Origin of the sequence: Piscirickettsia salmonis LF-89 = ATCC VR-1361 (genome assembly GCF_000297215.2) — a bacterium.
Lineage (GTDB): Bacteria > Pseudomonadota > Gammaproteobacteria > Piscirickettsiales > Piscirickettsiaceae > Piscirickettsia > Piscirickettsia salmonis.
Window position 1 is genome coordinate 1 of record NZ_AMFF02000071.1, and the last position, 21,858, is coordinate 21,858.

At 40.9% G+C, this 21,858-nt stretch carries 21 protein-coding genes; 1 reads left to right on the forward strand and 20 read right to left on the reverse strand.

The genetic code is table 11. The annotated features are described in order from the left end of the window. Positions 1-79: 79 nt before the first annotated feature. From C200_RS07450 to rpmH, 20 genes are all read right to left on the reverse strand, one after another. Complete coding sequence (locus tag C200_RS07450) at positions 80-721, reverse strand: IS982 family transposase (protein WP_052133279.1); 642 nt, start codon at positions 719-721, stop codon at positions 80-82. Between the two features lie 122 nt (positions 722-843). Then, positions 844-2,679 (reverse strand): glutamine--fructose-6-phosphate transaminase (isomerizing), encoded by a 1,836-nt coding sequence (gene glmS / locus C200_RS07455; RefSeq protein WP_016209329.1) that lies wholly within the window; start codon positions 2,677-2,679, stop codon positions 844-846. Positions 2,680-2,734: 55 nt separating this feature from the next. Continuing rightward, on the reverse strand, positions 2,735-4,099 hold the full coding sequence (gene glmU / locus C200_RS07460; protein WP_016209325.1) for a bifunctional UDP-N-acetylglucosamine diphosphorylase/glucosamine-1-phosphate N-acetyltransferase GlmU: 1,365 nt from the start codon (positions 4,097-4,099) through the stop codon (positions 2,735-2,737). A gap of 93 nt (positions 4,100-4,192) precedes the next feature. After that, on the reverse strand, positions 4,193-4,621 hold the full coding sequence (locus tag C200_RS07465; RefSeq protein WP_016209335.1) for a F0F1 ATP synthase subunit epsilon: 429 nt from the start codon (positions 4,619-4,621) through the stop codon (positions 4,193-4,195). Between the two features lie 24 nt (positions 4,622-4,645). Then, the gene (gene atpD / locus C200_RS07470; protein WP_016209339.1) at positions 4,646-6,037 is read right to left on the reverse strand and encodes a F0F1 ATP synthase subunit beta; all 1,392 of its coding nucleotides are present in this window, start codon (positions 6,035-6,037) and stop codon (positions 4,646-4,648) included. Between the two features lie 30 nt (positions 6,038-6,067). Next, complete coding sequence (gene atpG, locus C200_RS07475) at positions 6,068-6,928, reverse strand: F0F1 ATP synthase subunit gamma (RefSeq protein WP_016209322.1); 861 nt, start codon at positions 6,926-6,928, stop codon at positions 6,068-6,070. Positions 6,929-6,953: 25 nt separating this feature from the next. After that, a complete protein-coding gene (atpA, locus tag C200_RS07480) occupies positions 6,954-8,495 on the reverse strand; it encodes a F0F1 ATP synthase subunit alpha (RefSeq protein ID WP_016209323.1) in 1,542 nt (513 codons plus the stop codon). A 16-nt stretch (positions 8,496-8,511) separates the two neighbouring features. Next, entirely contained in the window at positions 8,512-9,039 is a 528-nt protein-coding gene (locus C200_RS07485; RefSeq protein ID WP_016209332.1) for a F0F1 ATP synthase subunit delta, read from the reverse strand. 11 nt (positions 9,040-9,050) lie between these two features. After that, positions 9,051-9,521, reverse strand: a complete 471-nt coding sequence (locus C200_RS07490; RefSeq protein WP_017378485.1) for a F0F1 ATP synthase subunit B — start codon at positions 9,519-9,521, stop codon at positions 9,051-9,053. Positions 9,522-9,575: 54 nt separating this feature from the next. Beyond that, on the reverse strand, positions 9,576-9,980 hold the full coding sequence (atpE, locus tag C200_RS16910; RefSeq protein ID WP_016209328.1) for a F0F1 ATP synthase subunit C: 405 nt from the start codon (positions 9,978-9,980) through the stop codon (positions 9,576-9,578). A gap of 51 nt (positions 9,981-10,031) precedes the next feature. Further along, positions 10,032-10,847: a F0F1 ATP synthase subunit A gene (gene atpB, locus C200_RS07500; RefSeq protein WP_016209354.1), complete on the reverse strand. Its 816-nt coding sequence runs from the start codon at positions 10,845-10,847 to the stop codon at positions 10,032-10,034. 4 nt (positions 10,848-10,851) lie between these two features. Continuing rightward, entirely contained in the window at positions 10,852-11,250 is a 399-nt protein-coding gene (locus tag C200_RS07505) for an ATP synthase subunit I (RefSeq protein ID WP_016209313.1), read from the reverse strand. A 114-nt stretch (positions 11,251-11,364) separates the two neighbouring features. Beyond that, positions 11,365-12,258, reverse strand: coding sequence for a ParB/RepB/Spo0J family partition protein (locus C200_RS07510; RefSeq protein ID WP_016209349.1), 894 nt, complete (start codon positions 12,256-12,258; stop codon positions 11,365-11,367). 32 nt (positions 12,259-12,290) lie between these two features. Further along, a complete protein-coding gene (locus tag C200_RS07515; RefSeq protein ID WP_016209314.1) occupies positions 12,291-13,175 on the reverse strand; it encodes a ParA family protein in 885 nt (294 codons plus the stop codon). A gap of 19 nt (positions 13,176-13,194) precedes the next feature. Then, on the reverse strand, positions 13,195-13,821 hold the full coding sequence (rsmG, locus tag C200_RS07520) for a 16S rRNA (guanine(527)-N(7))-methyltransferase RsmG (RefSeq protein WP_016209348.1): 627 nt from the start codon (positions 13,819-13,821) through the stop codon (positions 13,195-13,197). A 47-nt stretch (positions 13,822-13,868) separates the two neighbouring features. After that, on the reverse strand, positions 13,869-15,761 hold the full coding sequence (mnmG, locus tag C200_RS07525) for a tRNA uridine-5-carboxymethylaminomethyl(34) synthesis enzyme MnmG (RefSeq protein WP_016209346.1): 1,893 nt from the start codon (positions 15,759-15,761) through the stop codon (positions 13,869-13,871). Positions 15,762-15,875: 114 nt separating this feature from the next. Further along, entirely contained in the window at positions 15,876-17,255 is a 1,380-nt protein-coding gene (gene mnmE, locus C200_RS07530) for a tRNA uridine-5-carboxymethylaminomethyl(34) synthesis GTPase MnmE (RefSeq protein WP_016209326.1), read from the reverse strand. Between the two features lie 7 nt (positions 17,256-17,262). Further along, complete coding sequence (gene yidC / locus C200_RS07535) at positions 17,263-18,957, reverse strand: membrane protein insertase YidC (RefSeq protein WP_016209311.1); 1,695 nt, start codon at positions 18,955-18,957, stop codon at positions 17,263-17,265. A gap of 205 nt (positions 18,958-19,162) precedes the next feature. Beyond that, positions 19,163-19,525 (reverse strand): ribonuclease P protein component, encoded by a 363-nt coding sequence (gene rnpA / locus C200_RS07540; RefSeq protein ID WP_032126527.1) that lies wholly within the window; start codon positions 19,523-19,525, stop codon positions 19,163-19,165. Between the two features lie 18 nt (positions 19,526-19,543). Continuing rightward, positions 19,544-19,678: a 50S ribosomal protein L34 gene (gene rpmH / locus C200_RS07545; protein WP_016209359.1), complete on the reverse strand. Its 135-nt coding sequence runs from the start codon at positions 19,676-19,678 to the stop codon at positions 19,544-19,546. 653 nt (positions 19,679-20,331) lie between these two features. Between rpmH and dnaA the strand changes: the two genes are divergently transcribed. Then, entirely contained in the window at positions 20,332-21,858 is a 1,527-nt protein-coding gene (dnaA, locus tag C200_RS07550; protein WP_016209320.1) for a chromosomal replication initiator protein DnaA, read from the forward strand.

The window sequence follows — 21,858 nt, forward strand, 5'->3', positions numbered from 1 at the left end:
TTTAGAGGCTTCTAGTAGGGTAACTCCGCCCGAAATTAGAGAATTCGCCTATTTTCACTTAAAAAACCGCCTGCAGACATTATATTCGGTAATGGCCACAGCAATACTGACCAGAATTTAACATCCTCCTAAACATTGCCGCCAGGATCATTTTTTTGAAATTCCTGAATCTCAAGGTATGAGCATAAACTTCTTGATGATACGCATCACCAATAAAGCCTTTATCTGCAATCAATAGATTTTTAGCATGACCTAAAATGTCCCAAAGAGAAACCCGTTCATCAATCTGCGCTGCCGTTGCAGTCATACCAACAATAAGCCCCGTAGAATTAATCACTAAATTGCCTTTGAATCCATAATAACGTTCTGATTTTGAAGCACAATAACCATAAGAAACCGAATCTGAAAACAATTCGCAATTCTTCGCCCGACTTAAATGACATACCGCAATAGGGAAGCCATCTGCCATATACAATTGATCGTGATTTCCTTGAAGATCCTTAACTAACGCATTCTGGATATATTGTTTTACATGCCAAAGATTTGCTGCATGTTTAGCAAAGTTAGATCGGGAACCTAATTGAGGAAACCAATCCAGCCAATGTTCACGAAAGTAACGCCAAATACCACTGTCTGTATCTTGCCCTAAAAATTCACCTATCACTTCCATTGTTTGGTCTACCAAGCAGTATGTTGTAATGATAAAATCTTCGAGTGGCACTTTGCTATCCTTAGTCTGTTTTATTTTGGTCGGTCGGGACCAGCTTGAAACTAAAAGTGCCACTTTATCCCTTGTAAGTCAAACCGCTCTAAAAGTTGAGCATCGCGTAGTTAATTATAAAATTACTCCACCGTCACACTCTTAGCTAAATTCCTCGGCTGATCTATATTCTCACCTTTCTCAAGTGCGACATAATACGATAATAATTGCAATGGAATATTATAGGTTAATGGCGCTAAATGCTCATGCTGAATAGCTGGAACAATAATTTTTTCAGCAGGCAATTTAAATTTAGGCACAAGGGCTTCATCAATTATCACATATAACTTACCACCACGAGTAATCACTTCATTGAGGTTAGAAATTAATTTTTCCATCAGTAATTCATCATGATTGATAATAGCAATCACCGGCATATTTTCATCAACTAATGCTAATGGTCCATGCTTTAGCTCACCCGCAGGATAGGCTTCAGCATGAATATAGGAAATTTCCTTTAATTTTAATGCTCCTTCCATAGCAATAGGATACAACTCACCACGGCCTAAAAATAATGCATGGTGTTTATCCTTAAAATCAGCGGCAATGGCTTTAATTTGCTCAACCGTTGTTAAGGCTAAATCGATATGATGGCTTAAGTTTTGAAATAATAATTCCGTATCAACACCCTTAAGCTCAGCTGCACCGCGATGCGTTGCGAGTGCTAATACCAACTGCAATAAAGTAACTAACTGGGTAGTAAATGCCTTGGTTGAAGCGACACTCACCTCAGCACCTGCCGCGGTTAAAAACGATACATCCGACTCACGTACTAATGAACTATGCGCAACATTACATACTGCCATGGTTGCTACATAGCCTAAGGTTTGTGCTTTACGTAGGGCAGCCAACGTATCAGCAGTTTCACCGGATTGAGAAATCGTTAAAAACAACGTATCACTATCAATCATTTGACGACGATAACGATATTCACTGGCAATATCCACTTTTGTCGCAATACCAGCAATTTGTTCAAACCATTCAGCAGCCACTAAACCCACATGATAGCTTGAGCCACAGGCAACAATCTGCAGCCGTTTGGTTTTAGAGAAAATCGCTGCATGCTGGCGACTGACTGATTGGGCTAAGGTTGAGCCTTGCGGCATTAAGCGCTCTATTGTTGCCTGTACTACATGTGGCTGCTCGTAAATTTCTTTGAGCATATAATGCTCAAAACCATCTTTATCTGCATGGTCGACCTGTAAATTTTCATGCTTAACCTCTCGCTTCACTAAATCACCCTGACTATTATAAACAGTAATATTTTGCGTGGTAATTTCAGCAATATCCCCTTCTTCTAAATAAATAAATTCTTCAGTGAGGTGCCCCAATGATAAACTATCGGATGAAATATAATTTTCATTATCACCCAAGCCAATAACTAATGGTGAGCCTGAGCGAATCACATAGATTTTATCGGGGATTTCACTATCAATCAGCGCCATTGCATAGGCACCAGTAAGCGTTTGATTCGCTTTAACTAAAGCATCTATGATTGATGAGCTAGTTTTTAAGGTATGATGAATAAAGTGAGCGGCAACTTCGGTATCCGTGCCTGATTCAAATATATAACCTGCGGTTTCTAAGTTTTTTTTCAGCTCTAAATAATTTTCGATAATGCCATTATGAACAAGTGCGATATTGCCTGATTGATGCGGGTGGGCATTTTCAACGCTAGGTTCGCCATGAGTGGCCCAACGGGTATGCGCAATCCCTACGCTGGCTTTTTCCAAATCAAATAAAGACACTTCTGCCTCTAAATTAGCAACTTTACCTAAACTACGAATACGCGTTATTTGATTATTTTCAATCACAGCGACCCCCGCTGAATCATAACCACGATACTCTAAACGTTTTAGCCCATTAATTAAAAATTCAGAACAGGGTGTTGTTGAAACTTTACCGACAATGCCACACATAATTTTTCCTCTATAATGCTATAGTCCTGCTTTTATTTTATTCTTTACTTGTTTCTTATTTTTTCTTATCCGGACGCTGCCAGTTCAATGATTTTTGCTTAACGCGGGCAACGGTTAATTTCTCTTTTGGTACGCTACGACTCACCGTTGAGCCTGCACCCACTACAGCACTGGCCCCCACTTCGATAGGAGCGACCAGCGCACAGTTTGAACCAATAAATGCCTGATCATGGATAATCGTCTGATGTTTATTAACGCCATCATAATTACAGGTAATCACGCCCGCACCAATATTAACTCCTGCACCTACCGTACTATCACCGATATAACTTAAGTGATTGACTTTGCTACTTTGACCTATAGTCGATTTTTTCACTTCAACAAAGTTGCCAATCCGTGCTTTTTCTTTTAACTCCGTTTGTGGGCGTAAACGGGCAAATGGACCTACTTCAGCATTACTATTAATAACAGCTTCTTCGATAACACTATAGGCTTTAATATGGACATTATCAGCAATTTCAGAGTTTTTAATAATCACCCCAGATTCGATAATACAGTTTTTACCAATAGAAACTTGACCTTCTAATATCACATTAATATCAATACTTGTATCTTGGCCAATCGTCACATCACCACGAATATCCAAGCGTTTTGAGTCAGCAATAGACACGCCCGCTAGCATCAACTCTTGAGCTATTTTCTCCTGGTAATAACGCTCCAGCTTAAGTAATTGCACACGAGTATTAACCCCTTCGATTTCGTAAGGGTCTTTTGCTTTAACCACGCTGACATTCAAGTCTTGCTGTAATGCCCTGGACACCAAGTCAGTTAAATAATATTCGTTTTGTTTATTTTTATTTTCTAGTTTTTTAATGTTTTCTTTTAAAAAGTTTACTGGGAAAATAAAAACACCACTATTAACTTCAATTATTTTTTTCTGAATATCAGTCGCATCTTTTTCTTCAACAATATGTTTCACTCGTTTTGTCGTATCACGAATAATTCGACCATAGCCGTAAGGGTTAGCAACATCTGCAGTTAAGACCCCAACATCGCTAACTTCAACACGATTCATTAAGCGCTGCACCGTATCTTCAGATAATAACGGTACATCTGCATTAAGAACTAAACAGCGCTGAGTTTCTATATCACTCATTGCCGCACGTACTGCATCACCCGTGCCAAGCTGCTGCTTTTGCTCTGCCCAAGTTAAATCCTGCTCATCTTTTAATGCATATTGCAACTGCTCACCACCATGACCATAGACGATGACTATTTTTTCAGGCAAGAGTGAACGTGCTAAATCAATGACATGCTTAATTAATGGCTTGCCTGCCAAACGGTGTAAAATCTTAGGTAAATTAGAACACATCCGTGTTCCTTGGCCGGCTGCTAAAATAACCACAGTGAGCGATGACATTTGTTACCTCCAATAATAACAAAAGGCGGGATTAACCCGCCTTATTATTTTAACAGCTACTCATATTCGTTATTAATACTTATATAATAACCATTAATGCTGTTTCAACTGATTTAAATATTGCAACATCCGCAGTTGTGCCGCAGCTTCTGCTAAACGTTTTTGTGCTTTGGTATGATCAAATTGGCTGGCACCTTTATCCGCCAGCAAAGCCTCAGCACGCTCTTTGGCTTCACGTGCAGCACCCTCATTAAGATCACGGGCACGAATTACCGTATCAGCAAGAACAATTACTTCTTCAGGTTGCACCTCAAGAAAGCCGCCGGAAACATACAGCGCTTCTTCTTCACCATTGTCCTTTTTGATTCTTAAGGTCCCTGGTTCTATCGTCGTCAATAATTGAGCATGTCCTGGAGTAATTCCAACCTCACCCAAGCCACCCCGAGCAACCACCATTGTTGCCTGACCAGAGAAGATTTCACCTTCGACGCTAGCGACTTGAACTTTTAATAATGCAGCCATGATAATCTCCCGACTTAAGCCTGATTACAGCGATTTCGCTTTTTCAGCAGCTTCATCCATAGAGCCGACCATATAGAACGCCTGCTCAGGCAGATCATCATACTCACCTTCAACAATTGCTTTAAAGTCACGAATCGTCTCTTTAACAGGCACATATTTGCCTGGTGCGCCAGTGAAAATTTCAGCAACGAAAAATGGCTGCGATAAGAATTTTTCAATCTTACGCGCACGCATGACCGTACTCTTATCTTCTTCGGATAATTCGTCCATCCCCAAGATCGCAATAATATCTTTAAGCTCTTTATGACGCTGTAAAATCCCTTGCACTTTACGCGCGACATCATAGTGCTCTTGACCGACAACCAATGGGTCAAGCTGACGCGAAGTAGAGTCTAATGGGTCAACCGCAGGGTAAATACCAAGCTCTGCAATCTGACGCGACAAGACCACCGTTGCATCTAAGTGTGAGAAGGTTGTCGCCGGTGATGGATCGGTTAAGTCATCGGCAGGAACATACACCGCCTGAACTGAAGTAATCGAGCCCGTCTTCGTCGAGGTAATGCGCTCTTGTAGAACGCCCATCTCTTCTGCCAATGTTGGCTGATAACCCACAGCCGATGGCATACGGCCTAATAATGCCGATACTTCCGTACCCGCTAAAGTATACCGGTAAATATTATCAATAAATAATAAAACATCACGACCTTCATCACGGAATTTCTCAGCCATCGTCAGGCCAGTTAATGCCACGCGCAAACGGTTGCCCGGTGGCTCATTCATCTGGCCATAGACCAGCGAGACTTTATCTAATACATTTGATTCTTGCATCTCATGATAAAAGTCATTACCTTCACGGGTTCTTTCACCAACACCCGCAAAGACAGAATAACCACTATGCTCTGCGGCAATATTACGGATTAACTCCATCATATTAACGGTTTTACCAACACCGGCACCACCGAATAAACCGACTTTACCGCCTTTAGCAAATGGACACAGCAAGTCAATAACTTTAATTCCTGTTTCTAAGACTTCTGCACTATGCGCTTGGTCACGAAACGTCGGTGCAGCACGGTGAATCGGCATGCGCTCTTCTTCACCAATTGGGCCTGCCTCATCAATCGGATCACCCAAAACATTCATGATCCGGCCCAAGGTTTTCTTACCAACCGGCACATGAATCGGTCGATCAGTATTAGTAACAACCGCACCACGGCGCAAACCATCGGTACTCGACTCGCCCATAGCAATCGCTCGCACGACACCATCGCCGAGCTGTTGCTGCACTTCTAAGGTAATATCACTAGGGTTACGCCCTTCAATCGTCATGGCGTCATAGATTTTTGGCACAGCATTGCGCGGAAACTCTACATCTACTACGGCGCCGATAACTTCAACAATTTTACCGGTAGTCATTTTCAAAACCTCTTTTAAATTATTTACTCGTTAAACTGCCGCAGCACCAGAAACAATCTCAGATAGCTCCTGAGTAATTGCCGCTTGTCGTGCTTTGTTATATTTCAGTTTGAGCTTGTGGATCATATCGGTCGCATTATCTGTGGCATTTTTCATCGCCACCATACGGGCAGCTTGCTCACAGGCATTATTCTCAACCACACCCTGATATACTTGTGATTCGATATAACGAACCATGAGTTGATCAAGCAGCTCTTTTGCTTCAGGCTCATAAATATAGTCCCAAAAGTGCTTTAGCTTATCATCTTCACCTGGCACTAAGGGCAATAACTGGGTGACCTCTGGGGTTTGAGTAATAGAATTAACAAAATCATTCGATGCTAAATAAAGGCGATCAATCTTACCTTCAGCATAGGCATCCAACATTACTTTTACCGAACCAATCAAATCCTGAATTTTAGGTTGATCACCTAAATGATTCGCGGTGGCAACCACATTCGCATGGCAATACTGAAAAAAGTGTTCAGCTTTTACCCCGATAGCACAAATATCAAGTTCGATTCCTTGATCATCCCACTCTTTTAAGGATGTCAGTAGCTTGCGAAATAGATTTAGATTTAATCCACCACACAAGCCACGATCGGTTGAAATAACAATATAACCAACACGTTTCACTTCATGTTGTCTCATATAAGCGTTCATATACTCAGGGTGAGATAAGCTTATATGCCCAACAACTTCACGCATACGTTGAGCATACGGTTTTGTAGCAGCCATGCGATCACGCGCTTTGCGCATCTTACTTGCTGCCATCAATTCCATCGCTTTTGTAATTTTTTTTGTATTCTGTACGCTTGAAATTTTTGTCTTAATTTCTTTGCCGACGGCCATTAGAATACCTTAATTAAATTAAAATTTACCAAGTTTGCGTTGCTTTAAATTGTGTCACGACACGCTTGAGCTCAGCTTCTATATCATCACCATAAGCACCCGTATCATTGATTTTTGCAATTAAATCTTTTTCTTGGTCATTAAAGTAAGCTAATAGAGCCGCTTCAAAATCAACCACTTTATTTACAGCCACATCATCTAAATGACCTTTCTCAGCCGCATACAGTGCAAGGCCCATTTCAGCAATCGATAATGGCGAATATTGCTTTTGCTTCATCAACTCCATCATCCGTTGACCACGCTCAAGCTGTTTACGCGTCACATCATCTAAATCAGAAGCAAACTGTGAAAAAGCTTCTAGCTCACGATATTGTGCAAGCGCCAAACGCACGCCGCCACCAAGTTTTTTAATGATCTTCGTCTGAGCAGCACCACCAACACGCGATACCGAAATACCCGCATTAATTGCTGGGCGAATCCCAGAGGCAAACAAACCAGTTTCTAAGAAAATCTGACCATCAGTAATCGAAATCACATTCGTCGGTACAAAGGCTGACACGTCACCGGCTTGCGTTTCAATAATCGGCAATGCCGTCAATGAACCCGTTTTACCTTTGACTTTGCCATTTGTCATTTTTTCAACATACTCAGCATTTACTCGTGCCGCACGCTCAAGTAGGCGTGAGTGCAAGTAAAATACATCACCTGGATAGGCTTCACGCCCTGGTGGACGACGGAGCAATAACGAGACTTGACGATACGCCCAGGCTTGCTTGGTTAAATCATCATAAATAATTAAGGCATCTTCACCTTTATCACGATAATACTCACCCATCGCGCAACCCGCATAAGGTGCTAAGAATTGCAACGCAGCGGAGTCAGAAGCAGAAGCGGCAACAACCGTGGTATATTCCATCGCGCCGTGCTCTTCAAGCTTACGGACGATATTGGCAATTGATGATGCTTTTTGACCAATCGCCACATAAATACACTTAACGTTTTTGCCTTTTTGATTGATGATTGTATCAATGGCAATTGCTGTTTTCCCTGTCTGGCGGTCACCAATGATTAACTCACGCTGACCACGGCCGACTGGCACCATCGCATCAATACATTTCAAGCCAGTTTGTAACGGCTCATCAACACTTTTACGGGTAATTACCCCAGGAGCTACTTTTTCAACTGGAGAAAATGCTTTCGCCTCGTGCGGGCCTTTACCATCAATGGCAGTCCCTAAAGTATCGACTACACGACCCAATAAAGCCTCACCCACCGGCACTTCTAAAATATGGCCAGTACATTGAACTTTATCCCCTTCAGTTAAGTCTTCATATGGACCTAACACCACCGCACCCACAGAATCACGCTCAAGGTTTAATGCCAATGCAAAACGAGAATTAGAGAGCTTAATCATCTCTCCCATCGTTACATCTTCTAAACCATGAATACGTAAAATGCCATCTTTAATACTAACAATTGTACCTTCAGTATGTGATTCTGAAGTCGCGTCAAAATCTTTAATGCGCTCTTTAATAAGATCACTGATTTCTGTTGAATCTAAACGCATAATTCACCCTCAACTATTATAACGTCAACGCGCCTACTAAACGCTCAAGCTTACCTTTTACTGAACCATCGATCACTTCATCACCGACCTGAATCACTACACCACCGATTAACGCCTGATTAACCATGCAATTGAGCTTAACTTGGCGAGCATATTTTTTCTCTAATGCCAAGATAATCTTCTCTTGCTCTGCTGATGCCAATGCAAATGCACTCGTCACCGTGGCATTTAACATACGCTCAGCATCCGCCCGATGTTTCTCATACAGCACTTTAAGAACAGGTAAACACACTAAACGATCTTTTTCTGCAAGTAATTTAACTAAATTAATTGCCTCTACATCGAGCACTTTTTTCGCGATCTCTAAAAACCATGCTGATTTTTTTTCTTTGGGAAAAACAGGATTGGTTAAGATCACCTGTGTTGCAGGTGCAGCAGCAATATCACTTAAGGTTGATAAAACATCAGACCAAAATGGGCAGCGCTGACTTTCTTCAGCAAGCTCAAATATAGCTTTAGCGTAAGGCCTAGCGACAATTTCCATAATAAAACCGCCTAAAATTCTTTAACAAGCTTATCTAAAAGCTCTTTATTGGCTGCTTGATCAATGCTACGTTCAAGAATTTTTTCTGCCCCTGTCATAGCAATATCAACCAATTGCAAACGCAAAGCTTCCTTTGCTTGAGCTATTTCTTGCTCAATTTCAGCTTTGGCTGCAACAATAATACGCGCACCCTCTTGACGTGCATCCTCTTTAGCATCCTCAACAATGCGATGTGCACGCTGATTGGCTTTATCTAAGATTGATGCGGTCTGTGCTTTGGCATCTCTTAAAATACTTGCAGCCTGGTGATTAGCAAGCTCTAGTGCTTTATTACCAGCATCTGCAGCCTCTAAGCCCTTAGCAATGGTTTCACGGCGCTCATTCAGCGCCTTCATAATTGGCGGTAAAACCCATCGCCAAGTCGCTAAAACAAATAGGAGAAATGCAATCATTTGTCCTATCAGGGTCGCGTTTAAGTTCATAAATGTGGCCCTTCTTATTTATCAGATAAAGATTCGACGTAACTTTAAATACTCTTATTTGCTTTCTGTCGCTTCACTCATTACCGCAACAAGAGGTTTAATTACGTTAGAATCACCTTTGATCCCTAACTTTTTCGCTTGAGCAACCAGTTGCATCGTTTGCATCGTTGTTTCAGCATTCGCTTGCGCTGTTAAATTGGTCGTAAATGGATTTGCAAAGATAAAGACCAAAGCAATCGCTACACCGATCATTGCAATCGCATCAATCAAGCCAGCAACCACAAACATCCACATTCTAAGTGTTGGCATCATTTCAGGCTGGCGCGCCACCCCTTCTAAGAACTTTCCACCTAAAACACCAAAACCAATCGCAGTTCCAAGTGCACCTAAACCAATCAAAAGACCTGCGGCTACCGCCGACATACCATTGACCTGAGCTAAAATTGCAATAAAGTTCATCACTTCTCCTCAAAATTACACCTAAGTGCGTACAGTTACAGTTAGTTAAAATTAATGCTTTTCATCAGCCATGTTTAAATACACAACTGTTAAAATCATAAAGATAAAGGCTTGCAAGGTAATTACCAATAAATGAAACATCGCCCAAATCCAGTTCACCACCCAACCCACTGGCTGTAAGCTCCAGTGTGACAACAATAAACCGGCAATTAAAATAAAGACGAGTTCACCTGCATATAAATTACCGAACAAACGAAGAGATAATGACAAAGGTCGTGCAAACAATGTCACTAATTCCAATACAAGGTTTACTGGAATTAACCACTTACCAAATGGATTAAGTGCTAACTCTTTAATAAAGCCCAAAACACCTTTTGAGCGCACAGCAAAACCAATACTTAATAAAAAGACACTAATTGATAACGCAAATGTTAAGTTCACATCTGCTGTCGGCACCGCACGAAAGTGACTCGCCCCTAACAAACTAGCCAGCCCTGGAATAATATCAACAGGAATCAAGTCCATTAAATTCATCAAGAAAACCCAGACAAAAATCGTCAAGGCTAAAGGTGCAACAATCTCACTTTTCCCCGAGTATGTTGTCTTTACCTGATTATCAATAAATTCAATAATGACTTCAACAAAATTTTGTATTCGCCCAGGCACACCGGCAACCATGCGCATTGCCACCCAACGAAAAGCCAATAAAAAAAGCAACCCCAACACCACTGACATAAGCAATGTATCAAGGTGAACCACCCAAAAGCCTGAGCCTTCACCAAAGCTCATGGTTTTCAAATCAAAGGAAAGATAGTTCAAATGATGAGAAATATACTCTGTACTTGTTATCGCCGACGCTGTAGCCACTTAATTATGCCCCACCAACACTTTCTGTTTTATATACAAGCGGTAGTAAACTCGACACCACCTGATTAATTGCGTAACCTACTATAAATGGAATGACTGGTAATTGGAATATATGAACGCAAATCATCAACAATGCAATTAACACAACAATGCTCATAACCATTTTCGAAAAAACAGTCAAATAAAAGTCAGTTAAAACCGACTTAGCTGAGCTTACTGTGTCTTTAGATTGTCGTCGCAGATACCGCCAAATAAAATACAAACTAGGCAGTATTACGCTGATTCCTCCCAAAAATACAGACAATCCCCATTGCTGTGAAATACACCAAGCGATTATAGAAAATAACACACTTAGCGCGAGTTGTATCAAAGGAATTTTATACATCCGTTGCTTTGGCTGCATAGATCTCCCCTAACACAATACACAACAACTAATTCAGCGAGCAAATTATAATCGCTAATATGATTAGGTTCAACTCTCTATGCTAAAATAGCAAAGAATCATTAACAATTGCAATCACTGAATATGACTTAAAATACCATCTAATTCATCTAAATTAGTATATTCAATCACCAGCTTGCCACGTCCGCGTGCGCCGTGCTTAATAGTAACCGACGCACCGAGCTTATCTGCTAAATCATTTTGCAATTTACGGATATCAGGATCGACTGTTTTTTTCTTTTCATTATTTTCTGTGTTTTTGCCTTCTAATAATTTTTTAACCAAGCGTTCAGTATCACGCACAGATAACTCACGTGCAACAACCTGGCGTGCAGATTGGATTTGCTGGTTTTTCGCCAAAGATAATAATGCCCGTGCATGCCCCATCTCTAAATCACCACGCTCTAGCATCGTTTTTACACTACTTTCCAGCGCCATCAAGCGTAGTAAGTTACTAACCGCTGCACGAGAGCGTCCAACTACTTCTGCTACTTGCTGGTGGGTCATATCAAATTCGTCAATTAAACGCTGCAATGCAGCCGCTTCTTCTATCGGATTTAAATCCTCACGCTGAATATTTTCAATTAAGGCCAAAGCGAGGGCGATATCATCAGGAATATCACGAATCACCGCCGGAATCGTCTCTTTACCCGCCAATTGTGATGCGCGCCAACGGCGCTCCCCAGCAATGATTTCAAACTTTTCACCACCCACCACCGGACGCACAACAATCGGCTGTACCACACCTTGCTTACGAATAGACGCAGATAAGCTTTCTAAGGCGTCAGGGTCCATATCACGGCGTGGTTGATATTGACCACGTTGCAATACATCTATCGGCAAATACTTTAATGTTTCACGATTGCGGTCGGCTTTTTTGCCAATCAAGGTCGTATCTAAGCTTGCTCCGGACAATAGAGCATCCAAACCTTTACCCAAACCTCGGCGCTTTGCTGTTTTCACTGTCATCACCTTACCACCCTTACCTTAGATACTGTAGATTACGCCATTTTCACTTTAGATTTATTGGACCTGGATTTCGCTGATTTAGATTTAGCTTGCGTTTTTACTGCACTGAGTTTTGGTTTTGATTTTGACGTAAGTTGAGCTACTTTCTGAACCGCTTTATTTTTACGAATAAACTCTTTTGCCAAAGCAAGATAGGCCAACGATCCTTTTGAATATTTATCATATTTAATAATCGGCAATCCATGGCTAGGCGCTTCCGCCAAACGCACATTACGTGGAATAATTGCCTTATATACTTGCTTACCAAAGTGTTTTACCAACTGCTCTGAAACATCCATCGTTAAGCGATTGCGCGCATCATACATAGTTCTAAGCACGCCTTCTATCTGTAACTCGCTATTTAAAGACTCTCTAATTTTCTCGACCGTTTCAAGCAGTGAAGATAAGCCCTCTAGAGCAAAATACTCACATTGAATCGGAATAAATACCGAGTTTGCTGCAGTTAACGCATTTAAAGTCAGCATATTTAAAGAAGGAGGACAATCAATTAAAATAAAATCATAGTCTTCTTTAATAGGCGCAAGAGCCTGTGCTAACCGTTGTTCACGTTGTTCAAATTGAAACAATTGAATTTCAGCTTCTGTCGTATTGGCATTGCCAGCAATCAAATCATAACCCGCTAAACTAGCATCAATCCGTGCTTGTTGTATGGATATTTCAGTAATGAGTACATCATTAATACTAAACTCAACCTCATGTTTATTCACCCCACTACCCATAGTGGCATTGCCTTGAGGGTCAATATCAATAAGTAAGACTTTCTTTTTCAATGAAGCTAAAGAAGCTGCCAGGTTGATGCAACTGGTGGTTTTTCCCACACCTCCCTTTTGATTTGCTAGCGCAATCACTTTCCCCACAATAACTCCCCCAACATGCTTACTTATTTTTTAAACGTATACGCACTAAGTGGCGATCACCATCAATAAAAGGTACAGATAATTTGATGGTCTCAAGCAGATGATAATCTGCGGCGACCGCTTGCCACTCTTTTTCTGGATCTATTCCCTTCATTGCTAAAAATTCTCCCTGATGCCGACACAAATGAGCAGCCCCTTTTAGCATATCATCGATTGCAGCAAAGGCACGACTGATGATGGTCGTAAACTTATCTTGGCTCACAAAGTGCTCTATCCGGCTTTGTACCACGTTAATATTTTTCAAGCCTAAAGTTAAAACCGCTTGTTGCACAAAACGTGTTTTTTTACCGTTACTATCCAATAACGTAAAGTTATACTCTGGAAAGCAAATTGCCAAGGGAATTCCCGGCAGTCCGGCTCCCGTACCCACATCAAGAATATCATACCCCTGTAAATAAGGCGCCACAGCTAAACTATCTAAGAGATGCACACTGATCATCTCGTTAATATCTCGAATTGCAGTTAAATTATAGGTTTTATTCCATTTATTTAATAACTGCACATAATCAATCAACAAATTAACTTGATCATCACCGAGTGATAAATTTAATTGATTAATACCTTGGATTAACTTTTCTTTTAACATTTTATCGCTAACAACTTCAACTTATTTTAATTTATGCCTAAATTAAATCAGGCCAGATTTTCATCATTAATATAACGCTGTTTTTTAAGATAAACTAAGAGCAATGATATAGCCGCCGGGGTTACTCCGGATATGCGCGAGGCTTGGCCGACCGTCTCAGGGCGTGCTAATTTTAACTTTGCTGTTACCTCATTAGATAAACCACTGACTGCATCATAATCAAATTCAGGCGGTACTTTTGTTTCTTCATGACGACGTTGTTTAGCAATTTCATCACGCTGGCGCTCAATATAGCCTGCATATTTAATCTGCACTTCAACTTGCTCGGCAACATCATCTGTACAACTTAATTCTGCTGGTGCAACTATTGCTAGATCTTGATACTTAACTTCAGGACGACGCAATAAGCTCTCTAAGCTATGCTCACGCCCCAGTGTCACTCCAAACTGCTCTTTTAACAGTAGGGCCTGGGCTGATTCAGGTTGCAACCATGTTGATTTTAATCGCTGTTTTTCCAACTCAATGGCTTCACATTTTTCTTCAAATGCTCGCCAACGCTTATCGTCAATCAAACCTAATTCACGCCCTTTTGCTGTTAAGCGTAAATCAGCATTATCTTCACGCAATAATAAACGATATTCAGCACGTGAAGTAAACATTCGATAAGGTTCTTGTGTTCCTAAAGTAATTAAATCATCGACTAGCACACCAAGATAAGACTCATCACGACGAAAATGAACACTCTCTTTTTCTTGTGCGCCTAATGCCGCGTTTATTCCTGCTAATAGCCCCTGCGCTCCGGCTTCCTCATAACCAGTGGTACCATTAATTTGTCCAGCAAAAAATAGACCGCTGATATATTTCGTCTCTAAACTCGGCTTTAAACCACGCGGATCAAAATAATCATATTCAATTGCATAACCAGGTCTTAGAATATGAGCCTGTTCAAACCCTTTCATTGAGCGTACCAGTTGTACCTGTACATCAAAGGGTAAGCTTGTCGAGATGCCATTAGGGTAAATCTCATGAGTCGTTAATCCTTCCGGCTCAATAAAGATTTGATGCGATGATTTATCAGCAAAACGGGTGATTTTATCTTCAATCGATGGACAATAACGCGGGCCAACCCCTTCAATCACACCTGAATACATCGGTGAGCGATCAAGACCTGCGCGGATAATATCATGTGTTTTTTCATTGGTATGCGTGATATAGCATGAGATTTGCTGCGGATGCAAGTCAAGCGAGCCCATAAATGAAAACACTGGACACGGTGTATCACCGGGTTGCTCTTGCAAATCAGAAAAATCAATCGTTCTCGCATCAATACGCGGTGGTGTACCTGTTTTCAGGCGCCCTACCGTAAACGGCAACTCCCTTAATCGTCGTGCTAGCGCATTCGCCGCAGGGTCACCGGCCCGGCCACCTGAGTGATTCTCCAAGCCAATATGAATCACTCCGCCTAAAAAAGTTCCTACTGTCAAAACCACCGCTTTTGCTCGAAACTTTAAGCCCATTTGTGTCACAACACCGCTGACACGATCACCCTCAACAATTAGATCATCAACAGATTGCTGAAAAATTTTCAGATTCAGCTGATTTTCAACAATCTCACGAATTGCCGCCTTATAAAGCATACGATCTGCTTGTGCACGTGTTGCTCGTACCGCAGGACCTTTGCGCGCATTTAAAGTCCGAAACTGAATACCACCACAATCAGCAGCTAAAGCCATTACACCACCTAAGGCATCAATCTCTTTAACTAAATGGCCTTTGCCCACCCCACCGATGGCCGGATTACACGACATTTGACCAATCGTTTCAATATTATGAGTGAGCAATAAGGTACTTACACCACTGCGTGCAGCAGCCAGCGCGGCCTCGACACCTGCATGGCCACCACCAACAACAATGACATCAAAGTGCTCATCAAAAAACATCATATCAACCTAACTTTAAAATACTTAACAAAACAGAGTTAACACTAATTAACTTGTGGATAAATCGTTAATTACAGGGCATATCCTGTGTATAACCCACGAAGTTATGCACACCTATTTACCTATACAGAAACTTGTAAAGATCTGCCCAAGCAAATCATCCGAACTAAACTCACCGGTGATCTCTGACAAATAACCCTGAACATGGCGCAAATCTTCGGCTAATAATTCGCCAGCATTTAAAACTAAAAATTGTTCATAGCCTTCATTTAAACTGCGCTCTGCCCGCTCCAAGGCGTCTAAGTGACGTCGACGTGCTGAAAAACGTCCCTCAGCCTGGCTATTAAAGCCCATAACCGACTTGAGGTGCTGGGTTAATAATGAGACTCCTTCACCGGTTTTCGCCGATAAACTAATCCAAGTAACACCCTCTCTTTCAAACTGCTCCGCCTGTAAGCGATCACGATCATGGCCATGCATATCGATCTTGTTGCGAACAACCGTCACATCTAATTCACCCATTAAATCATCTAGCTGGCTGGGCCACACTTCAGTTAACCCTGTCGCAGGAGTTTCATGACTATCCACTAATAATAATAATTGATCAGCCTGACGAATTTCATTCAGAGCACGTTCAACACCTTGACGCTCAACCACGTCATCTGTGTGCCTTAAACCTGCAGTATCAATGATATGTAAAGGCATGCCATCAATATGAATATACTCTCGTAATAAGTCGCGTGTCGTCCCTGCAACATCAGTCACTATCGCCGACTCTTTACCCGTCAATGCATTCAATAAACTTGATTTTCCTGCATTTGGCCGACCTGCTAAAACAACCGTCATCCCCTCACGTAATAAGGCACCTTGTCGTGCCTGTGAGCGAATGCGCTCTAAGTGTCCGCGAATATTATTTAACTTAGTCTCAACAATTCCATCAGAAAGAAAGTCCACTTCCTCCTCAGGGAAGTCTATTGCCGCTTCAACATAAGTACGCAAATAGATTACCTGATCAACAAGGGCATGAACCTCTTTAGAAAACTCACCCTGCAAAGAACGCAAAGCAGAGCGTGCGGCCTGTGTTGATGAGGCATCAATCAGATCAGCGACAGCTTCTGCCTGAGCTAAATCCAGTTTATCGTTTAAAAATGCCCGTTCGGAAAACTCACCAGGACGCGCCATTCTGACGCCATCCTGCACCAAAATGTACTGTAGCAAGTTATCCGTAACAACAGGACCGCCATGTCCTTGCAATTCGAGTATATCTTCTCCAGTAAATGAGTGTGGGCCTTTAAAATATAAGCTAATGCCAAAATCTAGGATCTCACCTTGTTCACCTAAAAATGGTCCATAGTGTGCATAACGTGCTTTAGGGACTCGTCCGAGTAGTAGCGTGGCAAGGGCTACTACTTTCGGCCCGGAAATACGCACAATGCCGACGCCGCCACGGCCACTAGGCGTCGCTTGCGCGGCAATTGTCTCTACGGCAGACATCGCTGCATTAGGCCTTTTTACTGCTTTTAGATTTAGATTTGGCTTTCATTGAAACAGCACGGTCTTCTTTATCAACATCGCGCATCATCCACCATTGCTGCACTATCGTCAGCGTATTATTAATGATCCAGTAAAGCACGAGCCCTGCCGGAAAATGTGCAAATAAGAAAGTAAATACTACCGGCAAAAACATCATGATTTTCGCTTGTGTTGGATCCGGTGGCGCGGGCGTTAAGCGCTGCTGCACAAACATCGAGATTCCCATTAAAATGGGTAGGATATAAAATGGGTCTTTGACAGATAAATCATGAATCCACAAAATAAAAGGGGCATGACGCAACTCAACACTTTCCATGATCATCCAGTACAATGCAATAAACACCGGAATCTGAATTAACATTGGTAAACAGCCGCCTAACGGGTTTACCTTTTTATCACGGTATAAGGTCATCACCGCCTGACCCGCTTTTTGACGGTCGTCTTTATGGCGTTCTTGAATTTTCTTAATTTCTGGCTGTAGCTTGCGCATCTTTGCCATAGAGCGATAACTTTTTGCTGTGAGCGGGAAAAAGATCAATTTCACAACTACGGTAGTAAAAATAATCGCTAATCCCCAGTTACCAAACAACATAAAGAAATGGTCCATCACCCAAAAAAGTGCTTCTGAGAAGAACCAGAACCAACCATAATCCAATGTGCGTTGCAGATTCGGTGCAACCGCTTCCAAACGCTTAGCTACAATGGGTCCAACATATAACTTGGCACTTTCCTCAGTGACCTGACCAGGTTTTAATGTCAGCAACGGCCCTTTAAAGCCGATGATGTACCGATTATCCGCCCCTACAGCACTGTAGAGCGTATTTTGGTCTTTTGTTGATGGAATCCATGCACTTACAAAGTAATGCTGTAGCATCGCCACCCAACCGCCTTCTGTGGGCAAGTTAAGGTTCTGCTCACGCATATTCGCAAAAGATACCTTTTTGTAATTCGAGTGCTGGCTTGAAATAGCAGCACCCGTATAAGTTGTATAGCTATCGAGTAAACTTTTAGATTGAGCTTGTTCTTTACGCACTAATTGAGAGTAAAGCTGCCCTGACCAAACGCCAAGGCTTTGATTACTTAAACGTGTAGTTACATGAACCTGGTAACTACCACGATTAAATTGATAGATCTTCTCAACTTTAATGCCATTCGTTAGTTGACCTGTTAAAACAACACGTAATGTTTGTTGATCTGGTGCTAATGTGTATTTTTCGGCACTGGCTTGATAAGTCACATGCTGGTGAGACTGTTGCCCTGACAAGGTTTCTATGCCGGTTTGAGCTACATAATATTGATTTGTATCATCATTAAACAATAAGATTTTATCTTTGGAATCTAACTCGTTGGCATAATTTTCTAAATTTGCCTGAACAATACTGCCTCCTGCAGTATCAAGAGTTAAATGTAATAAATCCGTATAGATTTGAATAGGCTTGCCTGTTGTTAAGGCCGTAGTTATCGTCCCTTGGGCAGCTTTGGCTGTTTTACTTGAATTAAAGTCAGCGGATCGCGTGTTAGTCTTAGAGTTTTGGTTTACTACTTGTTGAGATTGAGTGGGTGTCGGCTTAGGCCCATACTGCAATTGCCACTGACTCCATAGTAAAATCAGTATTAGCGCAAGTACGCCTAATAATGTCCAACGTATACGTTGTGCATTCATTGATAAATATCTCTCTTAAGTTTTAACAAATCGTGTGTTATATCGAACCTTATTGCGAACAACAAGCACTAAAAACGACTTATAATACCATAATTCCGTTTGAGGTATAGCACCTAAACGGTAACTGTGAATATAGTTTTCGATTTAAAATAAGATTTAGATTATGGTAAATTTATATTTAAATAAAACTGCTACTTATTATTATTTAAGTAAGCTGTAAAGACCGCAGACGTTCAAAAAGTAGTTTAATGGCCTGATGAAGTTCACAACGTGATAAATTAATAACACCAGGTCGAGTAACAACAACACAATCAATATTAGGAAGCTGGTCGCTTTGCTGACGAAATGATTCTCGAATCAAGCGTTTTATCAGATTGCGTGAAACGGCACGTTTTGCATGCTTTTTCGAAACAGCCAACCCTAACCGTGAAGTTACTACAAGATTATTAGTCGAAGCTGCATGGTAAAGAGAAAAGCCACGGACGGAAATACGGCGCTGATTTTTAAATACCAAACCAAAGTCCCTCGCATCAAGAAGTCGTAATGAGCGAGAAAACTTTGCTGGCATTTTTGTAGTCACCAAAAATTAGGCGCTAAGGCGTGCACGACCTTTCGCGCGACGTCTTTTAATAACAAGGCGTCCATTTTTAGTCGCCATGCGAGCACGAAAGCCGTGCGTACGCTTGCGTTTTAGAACGCTAGGCTGAAATGTTCTTTTCATTTGATTACCTCTATTGATCAATAGTGCTTAGTTAAAAGCAAGCGAGGATGGTAATCAATTTTTGTTTTAATGTCAATGGATCTGTGTATAACCTTATTACTTATACACAGACTCTGGCTTTTTTACTCACCTTTAAAATTTGGTTTTCTTTAAATTTAAGTCATTTCTCTTTCGATTTTTATAAAATTTGTTTTAAAAATTCTAGAATTCTAGTTCTTAAGATTAGATATTTAAGTAAGTAAGTTATTCACTGTTTTGGTTGGGTTAAAAATCTAAGGTTACTTGATTAATTAATAACTAAATAAGAGAGAGATATTATATGTCTAGACTTATAGTTATTTATTATTATATGGCTAGATTCTGTGGATTAACTTAAATAATCTATATTTTACAACATGTTAGGATAATATATGATCTGTGGATAAGGTGTTTGGTTGATGTTTGAATGCTTAGGGAAACTGTGTTTATTTTGTGGATAAAAAACACAGTCAAACTTACCCACAAAAAAATATAGGGCTTTGTACAGTTTATCCACAGCTTTAGCTATTTCCTCGATTCTATCTATTGTGTATGATAGGTCGCACGGTCGTGAATGTGGATAACTGGGTGTGTATAATTTTGTTTTGCAAGCACAATATAAATAAGATAACTATATGAATAGTGTTGTAGATACGTCTTTATGGGCTCAATGTGCAGCTCGATTGGCTGAAGAGCTTTCTTCTTCAGATTATAATATGTGGGTAAGGCCATTGAAGGCTGATGTTAAATCAGGACAGACATTGGTATTAGCAGCGCCTAACCGCTTTGTTATGGACTGGGTGAAGCAGCGCTTTCTTTCTTTAATTCAAGATGTTGTGTATGAAGTTTCCAGTGATCCTGGTTTTAATGTCATTGTTGAAACTGTAGCAAAACCAGTTGCAGTAAATGCTCTAAATACCTTGAATACGGGTCCAGCAGCGGGCCAAGTTGCTCAAAACCACCATAGTCAATATAGTCGTTCACCGGCAGAAAATAGTCAGAATTACTCGCGGTCTGTGGATAAGTTGCCTAGTAATGCACAGGTTAATCTAAGTTATGCACATAATTTTAATAAAAATAAAGAAAAGCCTGGAAACCTGAGATCTGGCAATTTAAATAAAAAAACAATTGTTGAACATCCTGTTAATAACTTAAATACTAGCTTTACTTTTGAGAGTTTTGTTGAAGGTAAGTCAAATCAGTTAGCACGGGCGGCTGCAACACAGGTGGCTGAAAATCCTGGCAGTGCTTATAATCCATTGTTTTTATATGGTGGTGTTGGCTTGGGGAAAACCCATCTAATGCATGCGGTAGGTAACTTAATTCAGCAGCATAATCGCAATGCCAATGTCGTTTATTTGCATTCAGAGCGCTTTGTCGGTGATATGGTAAAAGCGTTACAAAATAATGCAATTGATGAATTTAAAAATTATTATCGCTCTGTTGATGCCTTGTTAATTGATGACATCCAGTTTTTTGCAGGTAAAGAACGTTCACAAGAAGAGTTTTTTTATACATTTAATTCACTGTTAGAAGGCCAACAGCAAATTATTTTAACTTGTGATCGTTATCCGAAGGAGTTAAATGGTCTTGAAGAGCGCTTAAAGTCACGCTTTGGTTGGGGCTTAACGGTGGCGATCGAGCCGCCTGAATTAGAAACTCGGGTGGCAATTTTGATGACTAAAGCAGAGCAAGTCAATATTCATTTACCTGCTGAGGTTGCATTTTTTATTGCTAAGCGGGTGAATTCAAATGTACGTGAGTTAGAAGGTGCTTTAAAAAGAGTGATTGCTCATTCTCGTTTTACTGGTCACGATATTACCCTAGAATTTGTCCAAGAAGCATTAAAAGATCTATTAGCCTTGCAAGAAAAGCTCGTGACGATTGAAAACATTCAAAAAACAGTGGCAGATTATTATAAAATTAAGATTAATGATTTATTATCAAAACGTCGTAGCCGTTCTGTTGCAAGACCACGCCAGATTGCTATGGCTCTGGCCAAAGAGTTAACCAATCATAGCTTGCCTGAAATTGGTGATCATTTTGGTGGGCGAGACCATACTACAGTATTGCACGCCTGTCGAAAAATTGCAGAATTAAAAGAAGATCAGGCCGATATTCGCGAAGATTATGTCAGTTTATTACGAATATTATCGTCATAG

What these genes read in the sequence shown, in the direction of transcription:
- rpmH (WP_016209359.1), bottom strand. Translation starts at nt 19,678, where the DNA reads ATGAAAAGAACATTTCAGCCTAGCGTTCTAAAACGCAAGCGTACGCAC.
- C200_RS07490 (WP_017378485.1), bottom strand. Translation starts at nt 9,521, where the DNA reads ATGAACTTAAACGCGACCCTGATAGGACAAATGATTGCATTTCTCCTA.
- mnmE (WP_016209326.1), bottom strand. Translation starts at nt 17,255, where the DNA reads ATGTCTGCCGTAGAGACAATTGCCGCGCAAGCGACGCCTAGTGGCCGT.
- atpA (WP_016209323.1), bottom strand. Translation starts at nt 8,495, where the DNA reads ATGCGTTTAGATTCAACAGAAATCAGTGATCTTATTAAAGAGCGCATT.
- C200_RS07465 (WP_016209335.1), bottom strand. Translation starts at nt 4,621, where the DNA reads ATGGCTGCATTATTAAAAGTTCAAGTCGCTAGCGTCGAAGGTGAAATC.
- atpD (WP_016209339.1), bottom strand. Translation starts at nt 6,037, where the DNA reads ATGACTACCGGTAAAATTGTTGAAGTTATCGGCGCCGTAGTAGATGTA.
- C200_RS07510 (WP_016209349.1), bottom strand. Translation starts at nt 12,258, where the DNA reads ATGACAGTGAAAACAGCAAAGCGCCGAGGTTTGGGTAAAGGTTTGGAT.
- dnaA (WP_016209320.1), top strand. Translation starts at nt 20,332, where the DNA reads ATGAATAGTGTTGTAGATACGTCTTTATGGGCTCAATGTGCAGCTCGA.
- glmU (WP_016209325.1), bottom strand. Translation starts at nt 4,099, where the DNA reads ATGTCATCGCTCACTGTGGTTATTTTAGCAGCCGGCCAAGGAACACGG.
- C200_RS07505 (WP_016209313.1), bottom strand. Translation starts at nt 11,250, where the DNA reads ATGCAGCCAAAGCAACGGATGTATAAAATTCCTTTGATACAACTCGCG.
- C200_RS07485 (WP_016209332.1), bottom strand. Translation starts at nt 9,039, where the DNA reads ATGGAAATTGTCGCTAGGCCTTACGCTAAAGCTATATTTGAGCTTGCT.
- mnmG (WP_016209346.1), bottom strand. Translation starts at nt 15,761, where the DNA reads ATGTTTTTTGATGAGCACTTTGATGTCATTGTTGTTGGTGGTGGCCAT.
- glmS (WP_016209329.1), bottom strand. Translation starts at nt 2,679, where the DNA reads ATGTGTGGCATTGTCGGTAAAGTTTCAACAACACCCTGTTCTGAATTT.
- atpE (WP_016209328.1), bottom strand. Translation starts at nt 9,980, where the DNA reads ATGAACTTTATTGCAATTTTAGCTCAGGTCAATGGTATGTCGGCGGTA.
- rsmG (WP_016209348.1), bottom strand. Translation starts at nt 13,821, where the DNA reads ATGTTAAAAGAAAAGTTAATCCAAGGTATTAATCAATTAAATTTATCA.
- atpG (WP_016209322.1), bottom strand. Translation starts at nt 6,928, where the DNA reads ATGGCCGTCGGCAAAGAAATTAAGACAAAAATTTCAAGCGTACAGAAT.
- rnpA (WP_032126527.1), bottom strand. Translation starts at nt 19,525, where the DNA reads ATGCCAGCAAAGTTTTCTCGCTCATTACGACTTCTTGATGCGAGGGAC.
- yidC (WP_016209311.1), bottom strand. Translation starts at nt 18,957, where the DNA reads ATGAATGCACAACGTATACGTTGGACATTATTAGGCGTACTTGCGCTA.